Annotated in this window: 11 protein-coding genes and 3 pseudogenes; 11 read left to right on the forward strand and 3 right to left on the reverse strand. The window is 42.4% G+C overall.

Translation table 11 applies throughout. From position 1 onward, the window contains the following. Positions 1 to 156: 156 nt before the first annotated feature. Positions 157 to 537 (forward strand): annotated as a pseudogene (locus PAUR_RS09320) (hypothetical protein); the annotation flags it as partial. Positions 538 to 677: 140 nt separating this feature from the next. Beyond that, the gene (locus PAUR_RS23580) at positions 678 to 932 is read left to right on the forward strand and encodes a GNAT family protein (protein ID WP_225738328.1); all 255 of its coding nucleotides are present in this window, start codon (positions 678 to 680) and stop codon (positions 930 to 932) included. A gap of 532 nt (positions 933 to 1,464) precedes the next feature. On the opposite strand, the pseudogene ansA (PAUR_RS23585) reads toward PAUR_RS23580, so the two are convergent. Beyond that, positions 1,465 to 1,572: pseudogene (ansA, locus tag PAUR_RS23585) on the reverse strand (asparaginase); the annotation flags it as partial. Between ansA (PAUR_RS23585) and PAUR_RS09330 the strand changes: the two are divergent. The 6 genes and pseudogenes from PAUR_RS09330 to PAUR_RS09355 form a co-directional block, all read left to right on the forward strand. Then, a pseudogene (locus PAUR_RS09330) lies at positions 1,568 to 2,005 on the forward strand (Tn3 family transposase); the annotation flags it as partial. The pseudogenes ansA (PAUR_RS23585) and PAUR_RS09330 overlap by 5 nt on opposite strands. A 295-nt stretch (positions 2,006 to 2,300) precedes the next feature. Next, the gene (locus tag PAUR_RS09335; protein ID WP_192507492.1) at positions 2,301 to 5,276 is read left to right on the forward strand and encodes a hypothetical protein; all 2,976 of its coding nucleotides are present in this window, start codon (positions 2,301 to 2,303) and stop codon (positions 5,274 to 5,276) included. A gap of 91 nt (positions 5,277 to 5,367) precedes the next feature. Beyond that, positions 5,368 to 9,633, forward strand: coding sequence for a hypothetical protein (locus tag PAUR_RS09340; protein ID WP_192507493.1), 4,266 nt, complete (start codon positions 5,368 to 5,370; stop codon positions 9,631 to 9,633). 16 nt (positions 9,634 to 9,649) lie between these two features. Continuing rightward, the gene (locus PAUR_RS09345; RefSeq protein ID WP_192507494.1) at positions 9,650 to 10,435 is read left to right on the forward strand and encodes a hypothetical protein; all 786 of its coding nucleotides are present in this window, start codon (positions 9,650 to 9,652) and stop codon (positions 10,433 to 10,435) included. Between the two features lie 457 nt (positions 10,436 to 10,892). Further along, entirely contained in the window at positions 10,893 to 11,378 is a 486-nt protein-coding gene (locus PAUR_RS09350) for a recombinase family protein (RefSeq protein ID WP_318782604.1), read from the forward strand. A 22-nt stretch (positions 11,379 to 11,400) separates the two neighbouring features. Beyond that, positions 11,401 to 12,018, forward strand: a complete 618-nt coding sequence (locus tag PAUR_RS09355; RefSeq protein ID WP_225738329.1) for an IS5 family transposase — start codon at positions 11,401 to 11,403, stop codon at positions 12,016 to 12,018. Between the two features lie 881 nt (positions 12,019 to 12,899). Here PAUR_RS09355 and ansA (PAUR_RS09360) read toward each other — a convergent pair. Then, positions 12,900 to 13,910: an asparaginase gene (gene ansA, locus PAUR_RS09360; protein ID WP_192507496.1), complete on the reverse strand. Its 1,011-nt coding sequence runs from the start codon at positions 13,908 to 13,910 to the stop codon at positions 12,900 to 12,902. Positions 13,911 to 13,976: 66 nt separating this feature from the next. Next, positions 13,977 to 15,851: a signal peptide peptidase SppA gene (gene sppA / locus PAUR_RS09365; RefSeq protein ID WP_192507497.1), complete on the reverse strand. Its 1,875-nt coding sequence runs from the start codon at positions 15,849 to 15,851 to the stop codon at positions 13,977 to 13,979. 260 nt (positions 15,852 to 16,111) lie between these two features. On the opposite strand from sppA, the gene PAUR_RS09370 reads away from it, so the two are divergent. The 3 genes from PAUR_RS09370 (at position 16,112) to PAUR_RS09380 (ending at position 19,529) form a co-directional block, all read left to right on the forward strand. Then, positions 16,112 to 18,073, forward strand: coding sequence for an FAD-dependent oxidoreductase (locus PAUR_RS09370; protein ID WP_192507498.1), 1,962 nt, complete (start codon positions 16,112 to 16,114; stop codon positions 18,071 to 18,073). A 104-nt stretch (positions 18,074 to 18,177) separates the two neighbouring features. Beyond that, entirely contained in the window at positions 18,178 to 18,870 is a 693-nt protein-coding gene (locus PAUR_RS09375; RefSeq protein ID WP_192507499.1) for an HvfX family Cu-binding RiPP maturation protein, read from the forward strand. 110 nt (positions 18,871 to 18,980) lie between these two features. Further along, positions 18,981 to 19,529: an NAD(P)H nitroreductase gene (locus PAUR_RS09380; protein WP_192507500.1), complete on the forward strand. Its 549-nt coding sequence runs from the start codon at positions 18,981 to 18,983 to the stop codon at positions 19,527 to 19,529. Positions 19,530 to 19,561 lie beyond the last annotated feature (32 nt).

The following is a 19,561-nucleotide window of genomic DNA, read 5'->3' on the forward strand; positions in this document are numbered from 1 at the left end:
CTAAAAGCAAATTCCCATAGGGTAAATGACTGACACACCGAGCAGGTAACGACTCAGTCCAAAAAAAAGAAAACGAAAAAAGGACAGGCACAAATTTCTTGCATAATTGGGTGGTTTAACTACTGTTTATACATCCAGTTTGTTTGAGCGATTAAAATGACAAGAGCACGGAATGCTTTAATTGATTTGTCTGCAACGCCTTATTACCATTTAATAGCACGGTGTGTACGCCGTGCTTTTTTGTGTGGGGAAGATAAGTATTCAGGAAAGAACTTTGACCACAGAAGGGAGTGGTTGGTCGAGAGAATGAAGTTACTCAGTAGTGTATTTGCAATAGAAATAGCGGCTTATGCTATTATGAGCAACCATTATCACCTTTTTGTGAAAGTAAATAAGCAAACTGCGCTCGATTGGTCAGATGATGATGTTATTAAGCGTTGGTATCAACTTTACAATAGTGATTTATTGGTAGATAGATATGTTAGTGAAGAAGTACTCGATAATGCCACGATGACTTTTTTCAATGAAATAGTGTCAATTATGCTGCATAAACGCTAAATAGTTATTTTTTCGCGACAAAGTCAGCTCTAAGTGGTCGTAAATCTTCAATTATTTGGTCGTTGGGGCCGCCATAATGTGACTTAATATTTTTATAGTTCACGATGGATGAATCGAAGATGATCAGACAATATAAACAAGAAGATAGTGAGTTAGTTCTCGATATTTGGCTTCAAGCATCAATTAAAGCTCATGATTTTGTCGCAGCAGAATTTTGGGGATCTCAAGTTTCAAACATGCGTGAAATCTACATCCCAGCATCGAAAACTTATGTGTTCGAAATTGATGGGGGCGTCATTGGTTTCTACTCATTATATGAAAACCTGTTAGCAGCAATTTTTGTCTCACCTGAACATAAAGGTCAAGGTCGGTAAGCAGTTAATGGCACATGCTAAAGAGCAGTGTTTGGAATTGACTTTAAACGTATACAAAGACAATGAGGCGACTTACAAGTTCTATCTTTCTCAAGGTTTTGAGGTAGATAATGAGCACATTTTTGAGCATACTGGCTGTGCCGAATACGCTATGAGCATACACATATGAACCTTCTCAGGCCAAATAAGCATCCTGATTCTTTTTAGCTGCTTTTACGCAGCTAATTTGTTTTGGCAATCTTTAAACCTATTCAATTTCGCGATGTCGGTTAGCTGTCAAAATAGTTTACGGCCATTGCACATTCATCGCGGTTAACCTTAATCTATTCGCTACTCAAGGAGATGGCTCATTCGTCCAGTTAGGTAAAGGCTCAGTTAACTTTAATCAAGCAGGGCACCCTAATAACAAAGACAGTGAAGTCCCAGTAACACTGTCTTGTATTTAATAAATCATAATGTCACTGCGTATAAGTTAATAATTCATTTTTCATTACGTTACCCTGAAAGGCCGCCTGATAATTAAACCACACAGTTACCGAGTTATTTCACCTCTTAAATTGTCTTGCATTAAATGCCTGACAGTTTCAATTTCTAACTGTTGGCTGAATAAATAATGCAATTTGGCGATACACGCTTTCACCAGAAACAACGTTCGGCATCCAACCTATAGAGCACTCTCTGAATTGGGGAAAGTGATAAAAACCCTATTTCTTTGCCAATACCTTGAGCAAGAAGCGCTACGCAGGGAAATCCATGAAGGCTTAAACGTTGTTGAGAACTGGAACTCTGCCAACTCGTTTATCTTTTACGGTAAAGGTGGAGAGGTTGCCACAAACCAGCTTGAAGATCAGGAACTGTCCGTTCTGGCGTTGCACCTGGTGCAGATATGTTTGGTTTACGTCAATACCTTAATGATCCAACAAGTCACGTCAGCCACAGAGTGGGGTGGCGTGTTAACGGAGGAAGATTACAGGGCTTTGTCTCCACTGATCTATGCTCATGTAAATCCGTATGGGATTTTCGAATTGGATATGACTCAACGCTTGCCTATTGAACAAGCGCTAACTGCTTAGGAACGTTTGTGTAATAACTTGTAATATCTTTTTTTAACCATTCTGCTACATTTCTCTTATCTGTGTTGCTGCCAGTATTTTTAAGCTTATATCCCTGAAAATACTGACAGTAACTTTTTACAGAACGCGCATTTTGTTATGAGTATAGTGTTCAAAAATATAGGTGTGTAGTCAATTGACTTGATTGCATTTCACCGAGCTATTTAGAAAGTGGACGAGAGTAATTATTAATCAAACTTTTTGTAAAAACATAACAATTATATAACTTCAATCAACAATTGGAGAGTAAAGAAATATGAATCTTTTAACACAAGGCACAAGTGATATACATGGCATAAATAGTGCCTCACCGATTTATTCTACAGATCATGATGTGGCCTACTTTCATCAGCAAGGCGTTAGCCTAGCCTATGTTTCGATAAACAATATTGTTGAAAAAGATGGTAAGTACGATGGTCTGACTTTAGATCCCTGGTATATTCCCATCGACCACTACAGCTATATTCTCTGCACACCCGACTGCCTGACGGTTGACAACGACGTATTTTCTATCCAGGTCGTCATCAATGACCCCACCCGAGGCCAAACCACAACCAAATATACTGGTAAGTTTTCTACGGATCTGTTTGCCGACGCTCAATCATTGTATCTTTTTATCCGTGATCACCTGTTCAATATATTATCCGCCTCCCAAATTGCCTGCGCAGACGGGCAACAGCAAAACAGCGCATATTTGGTGCCCATTTATACGGGTAATTCCGCTCAGTTGCTCTACTTAGAGTATTCGACAAACGGTGACAATGAAACATTAAACAGCTGCGAAGTTTTTACTGCTGCCGATATAGGTCTGGTACTTAAAGACCCCAATGCAAATATAGACACTGCCGACGGCACTTTAACGATCAGCACTGCTAATAAAACCCAGTTTAAGGTAAAATATTCAGATTCATTCCTAGCCACTAAAGCTGCCGCCCAAATGGCGCTGTGCGATTGTATGATGGCCGCCTTGGGCGGATCAACGTTGCTGAGCGAATCAAGCAACAGCATAGCGTTTGGTATGGTCATGCAAACTTTGACTGAACTGGAATTCGCCTCTTCCCTCCTGTTCGTCAATTATTCCATTTCCAAAATTAACGGCTATGCAATCATCGGTAAGGCCACATCGGTTCCCGCCAGCCAGTTGCGCGCTATCAAAAAAAACGACGTAACAGTCAGTGTCAATGAACAAAGCTTCTCCATAGGCAAGAGTGACACCACAAAGCAACCATATTCACCAGACCTTTATCCGTCTGTCGATAATGTTAGTGATATCGTCATAGCGTTAGTTTCACAAGCACTACGTTACGCCCCGAGTGAAACCATTGTGATCGACAACCGCAGTAAGTTGTCGTTGACGCTTACTGCACATACATATACCAGTGAATCTGGAATACCGAGTGTAACCATAAACAGTCAAAGCAAGCGAGTAGTGCCTTATAATTTGTTTGAAGCAGGAACGATCACCGTTATCGACTCAGACGTCAGTAAAACCAATGCTGCCGTGCCGGTCAAATACCTCTATCCTGTTGTGGGCGGTTTGTATCGTAATGCCGAAACAATAACTATTGATGATAACTTGATAAAAACAGTGGTTGCAGCTGCCAAGCAAGTGAACTACACATGGCCTATCCATAAAAATTCGACATTCTACAAGGGTTATCTGAAACTGGCTGCCAAAAGCGAGGCGTTGCTTACGGCTTTTAATACGATGAAGGAGAACAACCCCAAAAAACCAAAGTACCAACTGGATCTGGTGCTCGCGAGCAAAAATGCTTTGACCAATGACTTTTTGGTCAACACGTCCAAGCTTAGCTATAACTGGCAAGCATTTGAAATAGCACAGCAAAACTTCCTACTACCGACCCATTTGGCTAGCGACTATGTTTATAAAATACTGGATTCAGCCAAATTTAGCGCAAATAAGTCGCTCAAGGAGAATATCGAAGATGCTTACATCTGCGACCTGAAAGTCGACAAAGCGGCCGGTAATGACAAGTATGACCTGGATGGTTTTAAGGGAAAGGTCTCCTATTCAGTGAATCAATCCAATGAGTACGCATTCGATATGACTCAAACGGCCTTGGTTTTTACTGATTCAAGTTTGAAGTTACTAAAAGCCAACGTATCCGATGCAATATATAACAAATTGCAAGGCTTAGTCGGGAATGTCTACTTTGAAAAAAGTGAGTTTTTCGATGCCATTACTAATACTCTAGGAAGTACGCTTATCCCAACTGAAACTGCAGATAAAACCAAGCTCTTTAACCAACTTTGGGCTGCTGCTTTCCACAACTATTGGCCTTACCCAACAGGTTTTGATTTATCGACCGATGCCGATTTTGTCAAGTTTTCGATAAACAGCTATTTGGAAATCCCCTATAAGGATCCACAAGGTGGTCTACTTGGCGGCACTCTTAATTTGCCGGCATTTTATGGAAAAATAGTTGAAGCAGATACTGACCAACCAATCAATGTAATAGGCTTAATCTCACTGAACCCGGAGAAAAAGCCCCATCCGTTACCGAGAAGGGAACCTAAGAAACGTAAACGCACTTATCGATCGCCCAAACCCAGAAACCCAAGGCGTGGACGGCCTTATGGTGGTGGAAACCCGCCACCGACGTTAACAACCCAGCCGTGGGAGCTGACGATCGCAGGCGTAGTCGCCAGCGCATTGGGACTGGGGACATTTGCGGAGTACTGGGCTTCGGTAGCCGAACAGCGACAACCCGCAATCAGCCAAGGTCCCGGCTTTTTGACCAAGGGCGATACCGATATTGACGATTTAAATGAGCTGAACAATGCCCAGATAGATAGTGCTAACTACCAAAGGACAGCTCTGGTAGCACGTGCTTTGGCATCAACAGTATTAGGTGACCAATTACTGCAATTTAGATCTATCATAGCCAAAGTTGAGCAATTACCAGGGCAGTTGGAAGCAGCAGGTGTCAGACTGACACCTGAGATTCTGCAATCGGTTAGAAGTTTTTCCGAAACAGCAGCCAATATCAATTCCAACTTTTTGATGAATGCCACCGTATTTTCACCTTTGACTGGTTTGGTAATTGATGCCATCCCCGAATTCAATCAGCTTACCGCAAACCTAACATCAACATTGGCCAGTATTGCGTCTTTTGCTGCGGCCGAAGAATTGACGAACATATCGACTGAATTGGCAACAACGAGCGAAGAGTTGGAAGAAATCGTCGTTCAATTTGCCGAACTTGCTTAACTGCGCACTGCTTCAATCAGACGATGGCATTGTGTTTGCCATCGTCATATTCCTTTTTTGATTAACCCTGCTTTTTACGGGAGTGTCTACTATGGACTCAGTACCGATCAAATTTCCATTACCCATTTATCAAGATTCTGCAACCGAGGCTTACCTATATTTTGCTTCAGGAGGCTTGACCTATGTAACGATAGGCGGCATGTCGCTGAGCATAACCGGTCATTTCGATAATATCGAAGCGACCAGTTGGAGTATCGAGCCGCAAGCTTGCCTGGATTTGTTGATGCAACCTGAGTTGTTGACTGTTTCACAACCAGGAGAATTCTCATTGTCATCGCCACAAGGCATTGGCGGCAATACCAAAACTGGGCAGTATTCTACAGCACAGTTTCCTACTGTTTCGGCATTACGGCAGTTTTTTCGAGATATTATTTTTCAGGGGTTGGCCGTTGAGCGAGTAGCCAATGCGACCGCTTCATCTGGGCACAGTGGTTATTTAGTCGCAGCGCCCACAGAGGCTGGCGGCAAATTGGTCTACTTACTTTATTCAGCCGATCAAAGTGGCGGTGTAGAAACGCTGAGCAGCAGCCAGGTAATGGTTTCGTCGGATATTATTACTGTGTTGCAGACCCCTCAAACAGCTATCAGAGTCGATAATTCAAAAGTCTCAGTCAAAGAGGGGCTCAGTTTTGACTATGATACAAACCTGTTTAACGACGGGATCCAGAAAATTATCTGTGAGTTGATGTTTAGCGCGCTCGGGGGGGCAGTTCAGGTATATAAAACACCCAGTCATGGCTCTTTCTTTTCCTTGGGACTTGCAGGAGAAAGTGCAGAGCCTTCACTCTACTACTTTGAATATGCGTTCATTACAGGCAAAGGCTATTCAACTGTATCGACTAGTGTGATTGATCCCGAATTGGCCCAAGGTATAACGCTTGCTTCAATAAACTGCATGTTTAACCCGGACACTTTCAGCATTGCCGGCACAGATATTGCCGATCAGTCTTTTAGTCGCGATCGTTTCAAAGCCGTTGAAGACATTAAACAGTTACTCGTCATTCTAGTTCAAAGTATCGCGTTTTCCGATAAACGAGTATTGACCTTGACCAACAACACCCAAACGGTATTGAGCATTGCTTTTTCTAACGTGACCAGTGAGGCACTGACTTCTCCGCTATCGTTGGAGCCGGGGAAAACTATGATCACCGCCGATTACGACTATTTGGATGTCGGTGTTGCCTCGGTGGTGCCAGGCACAGCCAACCGATATTTGAAGCGATTCAATGTCGTTTACAGCCCGCTGTTTCAGCAGATTGATTTCACCCCTTTAGACCAAGCCAGTATCGCTCAAGCAAGTGAACAAGTGCCATACACCTGGCCAGAAAGCAAAGATACCGCATTCTATAAAAGTCACCTCGGTTTGGTCAAAAAGCTCAAGGCGTTGGAAGCAAACATAGTTTCGACCAGCAAGCCTAAAGGTACCAGTATCGAAGCCTATGTTGCCGCCACGGAGGCACTTACCAATAATTGCTACCAGAACCAAAATGGTTTTTCATTTGATCTTCTGACATTTCAATGTGCTCAGAACAGCTACCTCCTGCCGACCTATTTGATGAATAACGACAACAACTACCATTTGTTTAATATGGATTTATTGTCAAAACATCAAAATGATCCCTCATCGGCGCGGATAGGAGAGCTTTTCATTGGTGCTTCAGACATCTATGACTTGAGCGGCTATATAATGAATTACTATACCGGATCTAACGGTAGCTCTTCACAGCATCTCGGTCCCGGCAAGCCAATGAGAATGTTTGAACGTAAATATGAGCTTACTGCTACTGCAGTCGATGCCAGACTGGCGGCACTCAAAGGATTGAACGCGATGCAGAGCAAAAGCTATTTTGAAAATAGCCTGTTTATGAATGAGCTGATGAGCCTGTTTAACGGCAATGCCGACGTATTGAGTTATTTTTGGGGGCAGTCTTTCACTGACACTTGGCCCTACCCAACCGGACGGGTGCCTGAAGTCATTGAACAGTTCAAGATATTGAATTACTTCGTCTCACTTGACCACAACGGGACTCCCTTACAAAACTTTATTGCCGAGCTGACTGAGACGTCCGGAAACAAAAAGCGGATCTGGGGTGTAGCATATGGGCACCGTAACCATCGACCAGTGCCAATTGACCCTGAAAAAAAACAACCACCGTCAACCGACAAACCGAATAAAAAAGGGCCTCCGCTGATCCCCCACCACCCGGATCCCAATACACGGGTGCCTACCCACAACAACCCGGCACAACCGAACGAAAACCCAGTTCTTACTCTCGCTATGATTTTGGGGGCGATCCTCGGCTTAGCAAGCGGTGGACTTACCATCTCCAGATACCTTAAACAACAATTGCTGAGCAAAATCAAAGCGCTTGCCGAAGATAACAATAACAAGCGTTTAAACTCCCCTAGGCTCAAGCAGGTAGAAAGTAAACTGGAGCAGCAACTCTCCATCGATGACAGCACTCAAACCTCGTTGCTAGATATTCAAGCATCGCTATCAGACACATTCAAAACACAAGTCAACGAGGATAGCGACAAGCAATTGAAAGGCGGTAAAGAGTCTTTACAGAATGCCGAGACAGCCGTAACGGAAGCTGCGCAGGCAATAGCGTTTGACGCTGCCGTCAGTGCCGCAGAAGAAGCCATTGCCGACGCCATTGTGGCCATTGGCATTTTTACCGGGCTAATTGGTTTTGTAGCGCGATTCGCTGCGTTGCTGGGCACCGCTAACGACAAAGAGAAATTGGCTAAGGACCAATTGGCTAAAGTGGTTAAGACGAAGCAAAAGGCGATTGCAATCGTGGAAGGCTTGTTGGCTGTTGACTTGTCAATTGACTACCTTGGCGACGGAAAACTTGCTTTGAATGGCTGTTGGAGCAAAACCTCAGTGACCGGACGTATTGACAGCGTTACCTTACAGTATCAATTGCTCATCGACGGCGAGCCGATTGGCATTATGGCTTCTTTGCAGAGCCTCGAAACCACGGTGAATGTCGCCGAATCGCAAGTCCTCGGTCATTCGCTGTGTGTGGCCGTTACTGTCAGCTACGAACAGGCTGCCAATCACTACAGAAAAGTGTCGCAATCGCAAACCATTTCATTACCGGCAGTACTGCCGTCCAATCTACAAGTTAAACAGGTAGAAAGTAATATTGTGTTTAGCTGGCACAGTGCTGCTCTGGCAGAATTTGAAGTCAATATCTCACCCTCAAACCAAGGACAATTGTTACCGACAACGTCAGTTATCAACACCTCTCAGCCGCATTTCACCTTTCCCGGTCAATATTTACAGTCGGGTACAAGCTATACGGCATGGGTGAGATCCATTGTAGAGCAAAATCAAACTGTTGGTCAGAGTTCTCCGTTTGCCACGGCTTGGGTAACTGCACCTAAGATCACCTACAGTAACTTACACGCACCGGTCTTGTTGAATTTCACTTATGATTGCGCCAATGGCTTGGTACAAGTTATATGGGAAGCATCTAATGGTGTATCAGAATACGTGTATGAATTGTTGTATAACAAAACCAAGTTGTCCGCCCAGCAGATAAATCCCATGACTTCACTGCCCTTAGAGCAAAAAGGCTGGACCCTTGCCCTGGCAACGGTGACCGATGGCGATAGCCTGGAATTGTCGCTCGGTGCAGAGCAGAGACAGCCGTCAAGTACGGTTTGGAATTTGCCAAAAACCATCACTTTGTACAACTTGGCGGCACCTACCGGATTACTGGTAGCGGTCGACCATGAACAATCCCAGATCAGTGCGACTTGGGATCCTGTTGCCGTAAGCAACAAAACCGTCACCTACTCGGCCCAACTATTTATTGGTAAGGAAGCAACGCCCGTGCAAACCACTGATAATATCAACGCTGAGACTGTGAGCTTTTTCTACCCAAGTATTAGTGAGGAAAATACTTTTAAGATCAAGGTTTGGGCGACACTCTCTGGGTCCATCGGAAAACCCTCAAGCCAAATGTCGACAAAGGAGCCCACGCCAGCTGAGATCAAACAGTTTATCTTAACCAAGGATGCCGACCCCAGACAGTTAACTAATCCTACGTTGGTTACCAAAGTAATGGATCCTACCGGGTTAAAATTTGGATTCGACTCAATGTCAGGCGCCGAGATCACCCTGTTTGCCAGGGGTCTTAAGGCTGCGGGTTTGTCTTTGAGCCAAGCGCTCGATGGACTGATGACGTACTATCAAGCCAAAACGGGCAAAGCTTGGTCAATCAGCCAGCAAGAACAATACGTTTTGGATGGTTATGGACATAAAACAATCGCTTTCACCCAATAAGTAAGAGGAAAATATTTTGCAAACAGCTATCAAAACAAACTCGTCGATTGTCAATTTGATACAGGGTTATGGACACGAGCAAGTCGATTTGTCGACATTAACCCAAATATTGGTGCAATGTCGGCAAACGGGGCACTGCGGATTAAATGCGCAAGGGTTAACTGATTGGCAAGGGTGCATTTCAGAAATAAACAAGGGGGGGGTTACCGCTACTGTGCAAGTATGGGCCGGTGCCCTGTATCAAACTTGGATCGACTGCATCACCCTAGAAGAGCTAAAACATGGTTTGGCGCAGATTCTATACCCAGCCCCTTTTAGTTCCGCCGAGATTGCTACTGCAGCAGATCCTTTTTTTCTTGAGATAGTGATCACGGTAGAGACCAGCCGGCTTCAGCAGTCATACGATTTCGACGGTTCTGCTCCTGTACCGGATGTTTCGAATTTTGTTTGTATGACAAGTAATCATAAAAGCCGCAATACAGGCCAAGGTACCAGTGAACTGGTTTCTGACAGTCTTTCGCCCAATGAAAGCATCCACTGGACCGCCGTGAGTAAAAACGGCAAAGATACCATTCAATTGTGCGGTTTTTTTCTAAGTCCTGTGAGCGAGGGTCACGCCCGAATCGATTCATTGATCACGACTCCACAACCGGTTTCCAATACAACCAATCAATATAAATGCCGTGTGCTTTCTGATCCCGAATCAGATATCGAATGGGCTTATCGATTTGAGTTTACTGTCAACAACGGTACCCAAAAATTTACCTTTGATCCCTATCTAGGTGACCAAAATAGTTATTGATTTTTGCTTGTATAACTCTGCTATTCAATTGTAAGTAGCACTGTCAATAATCGTAGTAATTGGCCGTGAAATAGATTGGATAGGTGAATGAAAGCAGGGGCGTGTCCAAGCTTTTACAAAAGGCGCTTTTTGTAAAAAGTAATCCCTTTCAGTTACAGTATTCATAGGGCCTGCAAGCCCGTTGCACGAACATACCCAACCGGCGAAATGTAAAAAAGTGCATATCTGCGAATATTGGAAGTCTCATTAAACGAACGTTTTATGGGACTTCTTTTTTTAGATCGACTTCCCCCAAAAACTCAGTGGTTATTTGTCTTGTTAATCCATCTCATCTATCATAGTTTCATAAAGTCGTTAAATTTTTAGTATATAAGAAAATGGGACGAAAAATTGGCTATGCCAGAGTCAGTACCAATGAACAGGAACTTGATCTACAAATTATGCGCTAATAAGAGAAGTGTGTGACCAGTCACTGGTATTCAAAGATCACACTTCCGGAGCAAAATCCACTCGCCCCGGGTTGGATCAATGTCTTGATGTTTTAGAGCCAGGTGACACTTTAGTTGTTTGGCGCTTAGATAGACTTGGCCGCTCTATGTCTCACCTGATTAATCTCATCGAGTCTCTTATCGAGAGAAACATAGGGTTCAAATCTATTCAGGACGGTGCAATTGATACAACGACCGCATCTGGTGAATTGATGTTCAATATTTTTAGTGCCCTAGCGCAGTTTGAAAGGCGGCTTATTCAAGAGCGAACAAAGGCAGGACTGAAAGCAGCGAGAGCCAGAGGTAGAAATGGAGGCCGGCCAAAAATAGGAAGCAAGAACCCGAAAGTCCAGATGGCCAAACAGATGCACCAAAACAAATCTCTTTCTGTCGATTCTATCTGTGAGTCGCTTTTAATATCCCGGGCAACTTTTTACCGATATTTGTCACTATAAAAAGTTGGCCGTTTTCACAGCTATGTGGTCACTACCCCAATATAGAAAGAGCACAGGCAAAGGCTTTATGGATATTGTGGTCGATAGCACGGGCCTTAAAGTGTACGGAAATGGTGAATGGCATGCGAGAAAACATCGTGCGAATAAGCGCCGAACTTGGCGAAAATTGCACTTAGCTATTGATGCGAGAAGTCACGATATTATGGGTGCTGAGCTATCGATGGTAAATGTGTCAGATGGTGAAGCCCTTACCGATTTAATCAGGCCACTGCGCAGGAATATAGATAGAGTTAAAGGTGATGGAGCATATGACACACGCAGCTGCTATGAAGAGGTCGCAGCAAAAATCGCGATTATGCTGGGGCCACCCAGAGATAATGCACAATATTGGGAAGAAGGTCACCCCAGAAACAATGCCGTATTTATGATGCACCAAATAGGGTTAACGCAGTGGAAAGTAAACTCAGGGTACCATCTACGTTCACTTGCTGAGACAGCGATGTATCGTTTTAAACAATTAATGGGTGATAAGCCAAAAAGTCGTCGATTCAATAGTCAGCACACTGAAACGATGATTAAAGTGAAGGCAATAAATAAAATGAATGGGCTAGGTATGCCCAAATATCAGCAACAAAGTTAAAACTGAGAAATTGATTGGTAGTTAGCTATTTGATCAACAAGGCCTTAAATAGTGACCTCGAATTTTTAATTACATCATTGCACGAGCTGGAAGGTCCCGACGCGTTAGCAATTTGCCATTCAGGTATGCCTACAACAGTCTTATGTGAACCTTTGGCTGCTTTAATTGTAAAACCTCTGGGTGAGCAGATTGACAGCAACTGGCTTAAGATCAGCTCCAAAGCAAAGGAGTTTGTTCAGAACGCTTATGTTATTATTGATTAATTAAAAGTCACTTCCGTGATGGGCCCAGCGGGATCGCACTTTGTAAAAAGTGCTAATGCTTGGCTCTTTTCCATATCACCTGAGTTTTCTGTTACATTGCTTTGTACTCCAAACCAGCCAGAAGCATTTCTCTTTACCAAATGCAGGTTTCAAGTCATCTAGCCAAGTGGTTGTTTCATCATACTTTGCAAAAAATGGTCACTGTACCCAATAAGAGTTTATGGTGTTTTTAATTGGTAAGCCTGCACTGTGTGGAAATAGCAGTACATGGGCTTACCTAAATGAGTCACATTCCAATTGCAGCACCTTTGTTAGCGTTCTTTTGGCAGTTAAATTGCAGAAAAACCGTTTCAATTTATACAAATAAAGAAACATTTTCTGGTATTAACCATTGTCATATGAGTTGTGTGTCAATGCATTTAAAATTACATTAATGTTTATGGTGTTGTTCAGCAAAGTGAACATTTTAATCAAGCTGGGCACCCTAATAACAAAGACAGTGAAGCCCCAGTAACACTGTCTTTGCATTTGATAAATCGTCTTGTCACTGCCGGTGAATTAAACATTTATTATTCATTACGCTTTAATGATAATCAGCCTATTAACATATCCACACAGTTACCGAGTTATTTCACCTCTTAAATTGTCTTGCATTAAATGCCTGACAGTTTCAATTTCTAACTGTTGGCTGAATAAATAATGCAATTTGGCGATACACGCTTCTAGTGTCATATCATAACCACTGATCACACCACAGTTGAGAAGGGCATTTCCTGTAGCATAACCGCCCATATTTACTTGACCTTGAATACATTGAGTTAAGTTTACAATAACGACGCCTCTGTCATACGCTGCTTTTAAAGCATTTAGAAATGGTGGTTGTTGTGGTGCATTACCAACACCAAAGCTCAGTAAAATGAGTGCGCGTATATCACCGTCAAGGATATTATTGACAATATTTATATTGATCCCAGGGTAAAGATAGAGCACGCCCACAGGTTGAGGCGTGATAGGCGTCACTTGCAGTGCTTGCTCTACATAAGGACTTAACTTACCCTCTTTTAGTTTTATGTTGATCCCTGATTGTGCAAGGGGGGGCAAGTTAGGAGAAGAGAATGCGTCAAAGCCATCTGCGTGTGCTTTGGTGGCGCGATTGCCTCTGAATAGCTTATTGTTAAAGAACAAGCTGACTTCTGCAATTGGATAGTTGGCCGCCAAGTACATTGCATTTAATAGGTTCACTTGTCCATCAGAACGAAGTTGAGATAAAGGGATCTGTGAGCCTGTCACAATGACCGGTTTGGTTAGATTTTCAAACATGAAAGACAAAGCTGACGCGGTATATGCCATGGTGTCGGTACCGTGTAGCACAACGAATCCATCGTATTGATCATATTTGGCTTTAATGTCATCTGCAATCAATTGCCAATGATGAGGTGACATATCAGAAGAATCGATTAACGGGCAATATTCATGAATATCAAAAAGCGGCATTTCTTCACGCGTGAACTCAGCGTTGCTTTTTACCGTTTCAGTTAAATAGCCTTCGGCAGGTATATAACCACGACTAGATTGCTTCATCCCGATGGTACCACCGGTATAAGCGATGTATATTTTTTTTCTTTTCATATTAAAAAGCCCAGAATCGATTCTGGGCTTAGTATATCAAGTGTCGCTAATTATTGCAGCGAATGATCAATATGTTATCTGGCATACCACACATTGTGTATAGATACCGTTAGGGTCATTCATTTGTGATAACGTCGTGAGATGGTGACTTAAATCAGTGCTTATATTGCCAAAGCCTTGCTCTATTAATTTTAATAAACTCGATTGTGGTGCGAGTGCACTGAGTGTATCGTGAACCATGGCTGAGCCAAAAATTTCTCTTAGTAATAACTCTTTCTCAGATAATGTTTGTTCAATAGTGATGATGTCGTAAAACTCTAAGTTTGCGAGCTTGGCTGCGGCAGAAATTGCGTCTTTTTTGTCACCTAAGTTATCAATAAGACCAAACTCTTTCGCCTGTGTTGCAGTCCAAACACGCCCTTGTGCGACTTTATCAACAGCCGATTTTTCAAGGCCTCGAGAGTTTGCCACCACACTAATAAATTTGTCATAGGCGTTTTCTACCCCAAGCTGGAGTACTTGGGCTAGTTGTGGGTTTAAACCGCGTGACAGTGAAATATCGTGTAACTCGGTAGTTGCTACACCATCAGAATAAACACCTAAATCATTTAGTGCATTCTCAAAGGTCATTATTAGACCAAATACGCCAATGGACCCAGTAATTGTACTTGGTGATGCCCAAATTTCGTTTGCGGATGTGGCTATCCAATAACCGCCAGATGCTGCCACTGACCCCATCGAGGCGACAACCGGTTTTCCTGCTTCTTTAATAGCAAGTACCTCATTACGGATTATTTCAGAGGCGAACATACTGCCACCACCGGAATCAATACGAAGTACAACAGCTTTAACTTTGTCGTCAAGACGTGCTTTTTTAAGTAATGCAGCGGTTGACTCTCCGCCAATACGACCCGCTTTTTGCTTACCGTCAACAATGTTACCCCTTGCTACGATAACTGCCACTTTTTCGGTGACCGGGTTTACCATATCAACTGCTGGTGTGATGTAGTTTAGGTATTTACTGAATGATACTTGTTTATAGCTTTTGCCTGATTTGTTTTTTCCGACTAACTCAATCAGTTCTTGTTGCAATTGTTGATCTGTTTTTAATGTATCGACCCAGCCATTTGACAGTGCATACTGTGCGTAATCACCATTAACTCGCTCTATTTTTGTTAAATACTGCTCTGTTGTTTCATCAAAGTTTGACACATCAAATGATCGAGAAGCCACAATGTCTTGTTTGTATTGTGTCCAAAGTTCATTTAACCAAAGTTTACTCGCTTCTTTTGCGGGTTCAGACATGTTGTTGCGAATAAAAGGTTCAACAGCCGATTTATATGTACCTACGCGGAAAATGTGTTGCGTCACTTTTAATTTTTCCAATGCATCTTTAAAATACAGTGGGTATGTTGCAAAACCGCGAATATCAACACCACCATATGGGTGTAGAGAAATGGAATCTGCTTTTGATGCCAAATAATACTGGCCTTGTGAATAATATGAACCATGGGCGAAAACTTGTTTACCCGACTCTTTAAAGGCTTCTATTGCATTTGCAATGCTGCGTAGTTTGTCTAAGTGCCCACCTCGCAAGCCTTTTAAATCAAGTAATAAGACTTGAATGCGGTTATCATGCTTTGCTTCATTGATCACACGTAAAACGTCATCCAATAAAATTTCTTTAGGCTGATCGTTAGAGTTGGTTGCATCATTTAATGCTGCGTCAAAGGGATCAACATATGTAAGCTCTTCAACTAACGCACCTTGTAAATTGAGTCGAAGTACGCTGCTGTCATCAATAACAACTTCATCTTTTGTACTTGATGCGCTTATCACAACGCCAACAATTATGCCTAAAAATAACAAATTCAAGACAAGGCGGCGAGAAAAGTTAAGGCCATGCCATAGCCCTTTAAAAAGTTTACCAATTAAATTCAAAATCAGACCTCAATATATAGGAGTACCTAAAATGTTCGCTATTGTGATATTACCTCAGAAAATATAAAGGTGTAACGATAAAAACGTAACGAAGTATTTATAGACGTCTAAATATCCTAAAAATGTATCAATAGCGTGAGAAACTTAGCAATAAAACGTCATTAATGGAAATAAACAATTAATTTACTTCTTAAGGTACTTGCTAATTCATGGGAAATTGATAATGTTGCACAGGTTAGACCAGTTAGCCGGGGCAGGTAATGTTAGAAAAAAAAATAGAATTAAAACACACAGAATTACGTAATCGCTTAGTTATGGGTTCAATGCACACAGGGTTAGAAGAGGGATGGCATAACCGAAAGCGTTTAAGTGCATTTTATGAGGCCAGAGCTAAAGGTGGCACTGGACTGATTATTACTGGAGGGTATAGCCCGAATATTAGAGGAAAGTTGACGCCAATTTCTTCTTCTTTTAATAGCTACTATGATGTTGTTAAACACCGAGCCTACACACGTGCAGTTCATCAACATGGGGCTAAAATTTGTCTGCAACTTTTACATGCAGGGCGTTACGCATATCATCCTTTTAATGTTGCACCAAGTGCAGTAAAGGCGCCCATTAATCCATATAAGCCTAAAAGCATGTCATTGAACATGATCCAAAGCACTATTAAAGCTTTCGCGCATTCGGCAAAACTTGCGGAGAAAGCCGGTTATGATGGGGTGGAAGTAATGGGATCGGAAGGATATTTGATCAATGAGTTTATGGCCAGTCATACCAATAAACGCAGTGACAAATACGGTGGTAACTTAGACAATAGGATGCGTTTAGCGCTTGAGATAGTCAAAGCTGTTAGGGAAAATGTATCCGATAAGTTCATGATCATTTTTAGGCTGTCAGTGATGGATTTAATTCCGAATGGTTCAACGCCTGAAGAGGTAACAACTCAAGCAAAGGCGCTCGAGGCGGCGGGGGTTGATATTCTCAATACTGGGATAGGGTGGCACGAAGCACGTGTTCCAACGATAGCGAGCATGGTTCCACCAGGCGCATTTAAAGAAGCATCAAAGCGCTTGAAAGATGTAGTAAATATTCCTGTCATTGCTGTTAACCGCATTAATACGCCCGATATTGCCAATGATATATTACACAATGGCGAAGCCGATTTAATTTCAATGGCTCGGCCACTATTGGCAGACCCTGAGTTTTTTAACAAATACCGCAATAATCACAGTGAACAAATTAATATTTGTATTGGCTGCAATCAAGGGTGTTTAGATCATGTTTTTAAGGGAAAACGTGCGACATGTTTGGTAAATCCACAGGCAGGGTTTGAGCTAGATTATCCACTAGAACTCGCTGAAAAGCCGAAGGACGTATTAGTAGTCGGTGCAGGTCCTGCTGGGTTGTCGGTGAGCTACTATTTGGCAAAAAAAGGCCATAAGGTCACTTTAATTGATAAGAATACGCATCCAGGTGGTCAGTTCAATCTTGCTATGCAAATTCCGGGTAAAGAAGATTTTAAAAAGACATTGGCATTTTACTTGTCTGAACTTCAACGGCTAAAGGTAAATTTGACGCTTGATACCGCATATAGCGAAGAAATGCTCAGCAAATATGATGATGTTGTGTTTGCAACCGGTGTAACGCCTCGTTTATCTCCAATACAGTGTACAGACGGGAAACAGGTGTATGCGTATGATGAGGTAATTAGAGGTGAGGTGGAGCTCGGCGAGCGAATCGCCATTTTGGGTGCCGGTGGTATTGGGTTTGATATGGTGGCGTTTCTAGCAGAAACACCCGAGCAGTCAATTGATGATTTTAAGCTGCAATGGGGAATAGAATGTGAAGCAAACCAAACCAAAGACCCTCGCAAGCTCTATATGTTAAAGCGCAGTGACGGTCGATTCGGCAGTGATTTAGGTAAAACAACGGGGTGGATACATCGACAAGTAGCAAAGCACCATGATGTTGAGCAAATTGCTGGGTGTGAATATGTTGCTTTTTCAGATAAGGGACTGTTGGTAAGTATTAATGGCAAAGAAACTTGGCTAGAGGTTGATACTGTCATTGCGTGTATCGGGCAAGTATCAAATGATAAGCTATTTAACAAAGAAGCTTTACCCGATAATCAACATGTTATCGGCGGCGCCAAATTGGCAAGCGCAATAGATGCTAAACGAGCGATTTATGAAGCGCTACAGGTCGCTAGGGTGATATAAAGATAAAACTCATACTTTTTTCTTTATTCTTGTGCAATAAAATTTTTCAAAATGCGGTCTACACTGATAACTAAGTTTTAAATATAACTATCAGAAGGCCGCACATGCTGTTACAAATTCACGCCCTTTATCAAAAAATTCTAGACAAAATATACGTTTTAGATGGGTTCCCCCCGTTATTATTTCGGCTGATACTAGCCCCAATCATGATTATAGCTGGGTTCAATAAATTGAATTTAGCGAATGAGGATATAAGTTTTCCAAGTACTTTGTTGGCAGACTCAAATGTTGTGGCATGGTTTGGCAATAGTGAGTGGGGGTTAGGATTACCGTTTCCTGACTTATTGGCATTTCTAGCAGGTTGGTCTGAATTCTTAGGTGGCTGGCTAATTTTAATCGGCCTTTTTACAAGAATTGCCGCGATTCCACTTATGTTTACAATGTTTATTGCTGCAACTACAGTGCATTGGCACAATGGCTGGTTTGCTATTGCTCCTACGAACCCTGATACAAGCGCCGCTCAAGTATTTGAGTGGTTGAACATACCAGGCGCTCAAGAAAGTTTAGATAATAGCTTAGAGGTCGGGGAGCGATTAGATAGAATAAAGGGCATTGTTAGTGAGCATGGATTCCCAGATTACTTGTATGAAAAAGGGTCGATAGCTGTACTTAACAATGGGATAGAATTTGCTGCGATTTATTTTGCGATGTTGCTTAGTCTGATATTCAGTGGTGGAGGGCGATTTGTGAGTGTTGATTTTTGGTTGAAACGTAAACTCGTCAATAAGGGTAATTAATAGGAATTTGTTAGGATATAAATAAATGATTTATATCGAGTTGTCATAGCCCAGCCACACATATGATGGTATCCTAAATAACACTCATTACTCATTAAAGGTTTGTTATCATGGATGCCATTGAACTCTTAACCACGCGCCAATCAGATAGCAATTTATCATTTCCTGGGCCATCACAAGCACAACTAGAGATAATAAAAAAAGCAGCGTTAAAAGTGCCTGATCATGGTTCACTTAAGCCATGGAGATTTATTCTTGTTGAAGGTGATGATAGGGATAAACTGGGTGACATATATTATCAGGCCGCTGTTGAAGAGCAGCAGGAAGAGCGCATTATTAATCGTGCTAGAGCGCTTCCTCAAAGAGCGCCTATGTTAATTATTGCCATTTGCCCATTTCAAGAGCACCCAAAGGTGCCGCGTATCGAACAAATAGAAAGTGCCGCGTGCAGCGTGTTTGCTATGCAACAAGCTGCATTCGCACAGCATTTATCAGGTGTATGGCGCACTGGGTATTTTGCACAAAGCCCAAAAGTTAAAGCGCTTTTAGGTATGAAAGCAGAAGATGAGATTGTAGGGTATTTATATTTAGGTACACCTACTGTAACTTGCACTAAGCCAATTAGAAGTACACCAGAGCAGTTTTTCGAATCCCTATAATAAAAAATCACAATGGTCTGTTAGCACAAACC

It is taken from the genome of Pseudoalteromonas aurantia 208 (assembly GCF_014858725.1).
Classification (GTDB): domain Bacteria; phylum Pseudomonadota; class Gammaproteobacteria; order Enterobacterales; family Alteromonadaceae; genus Pseudoalteromonas; species Pseudoalteromonas aurantia.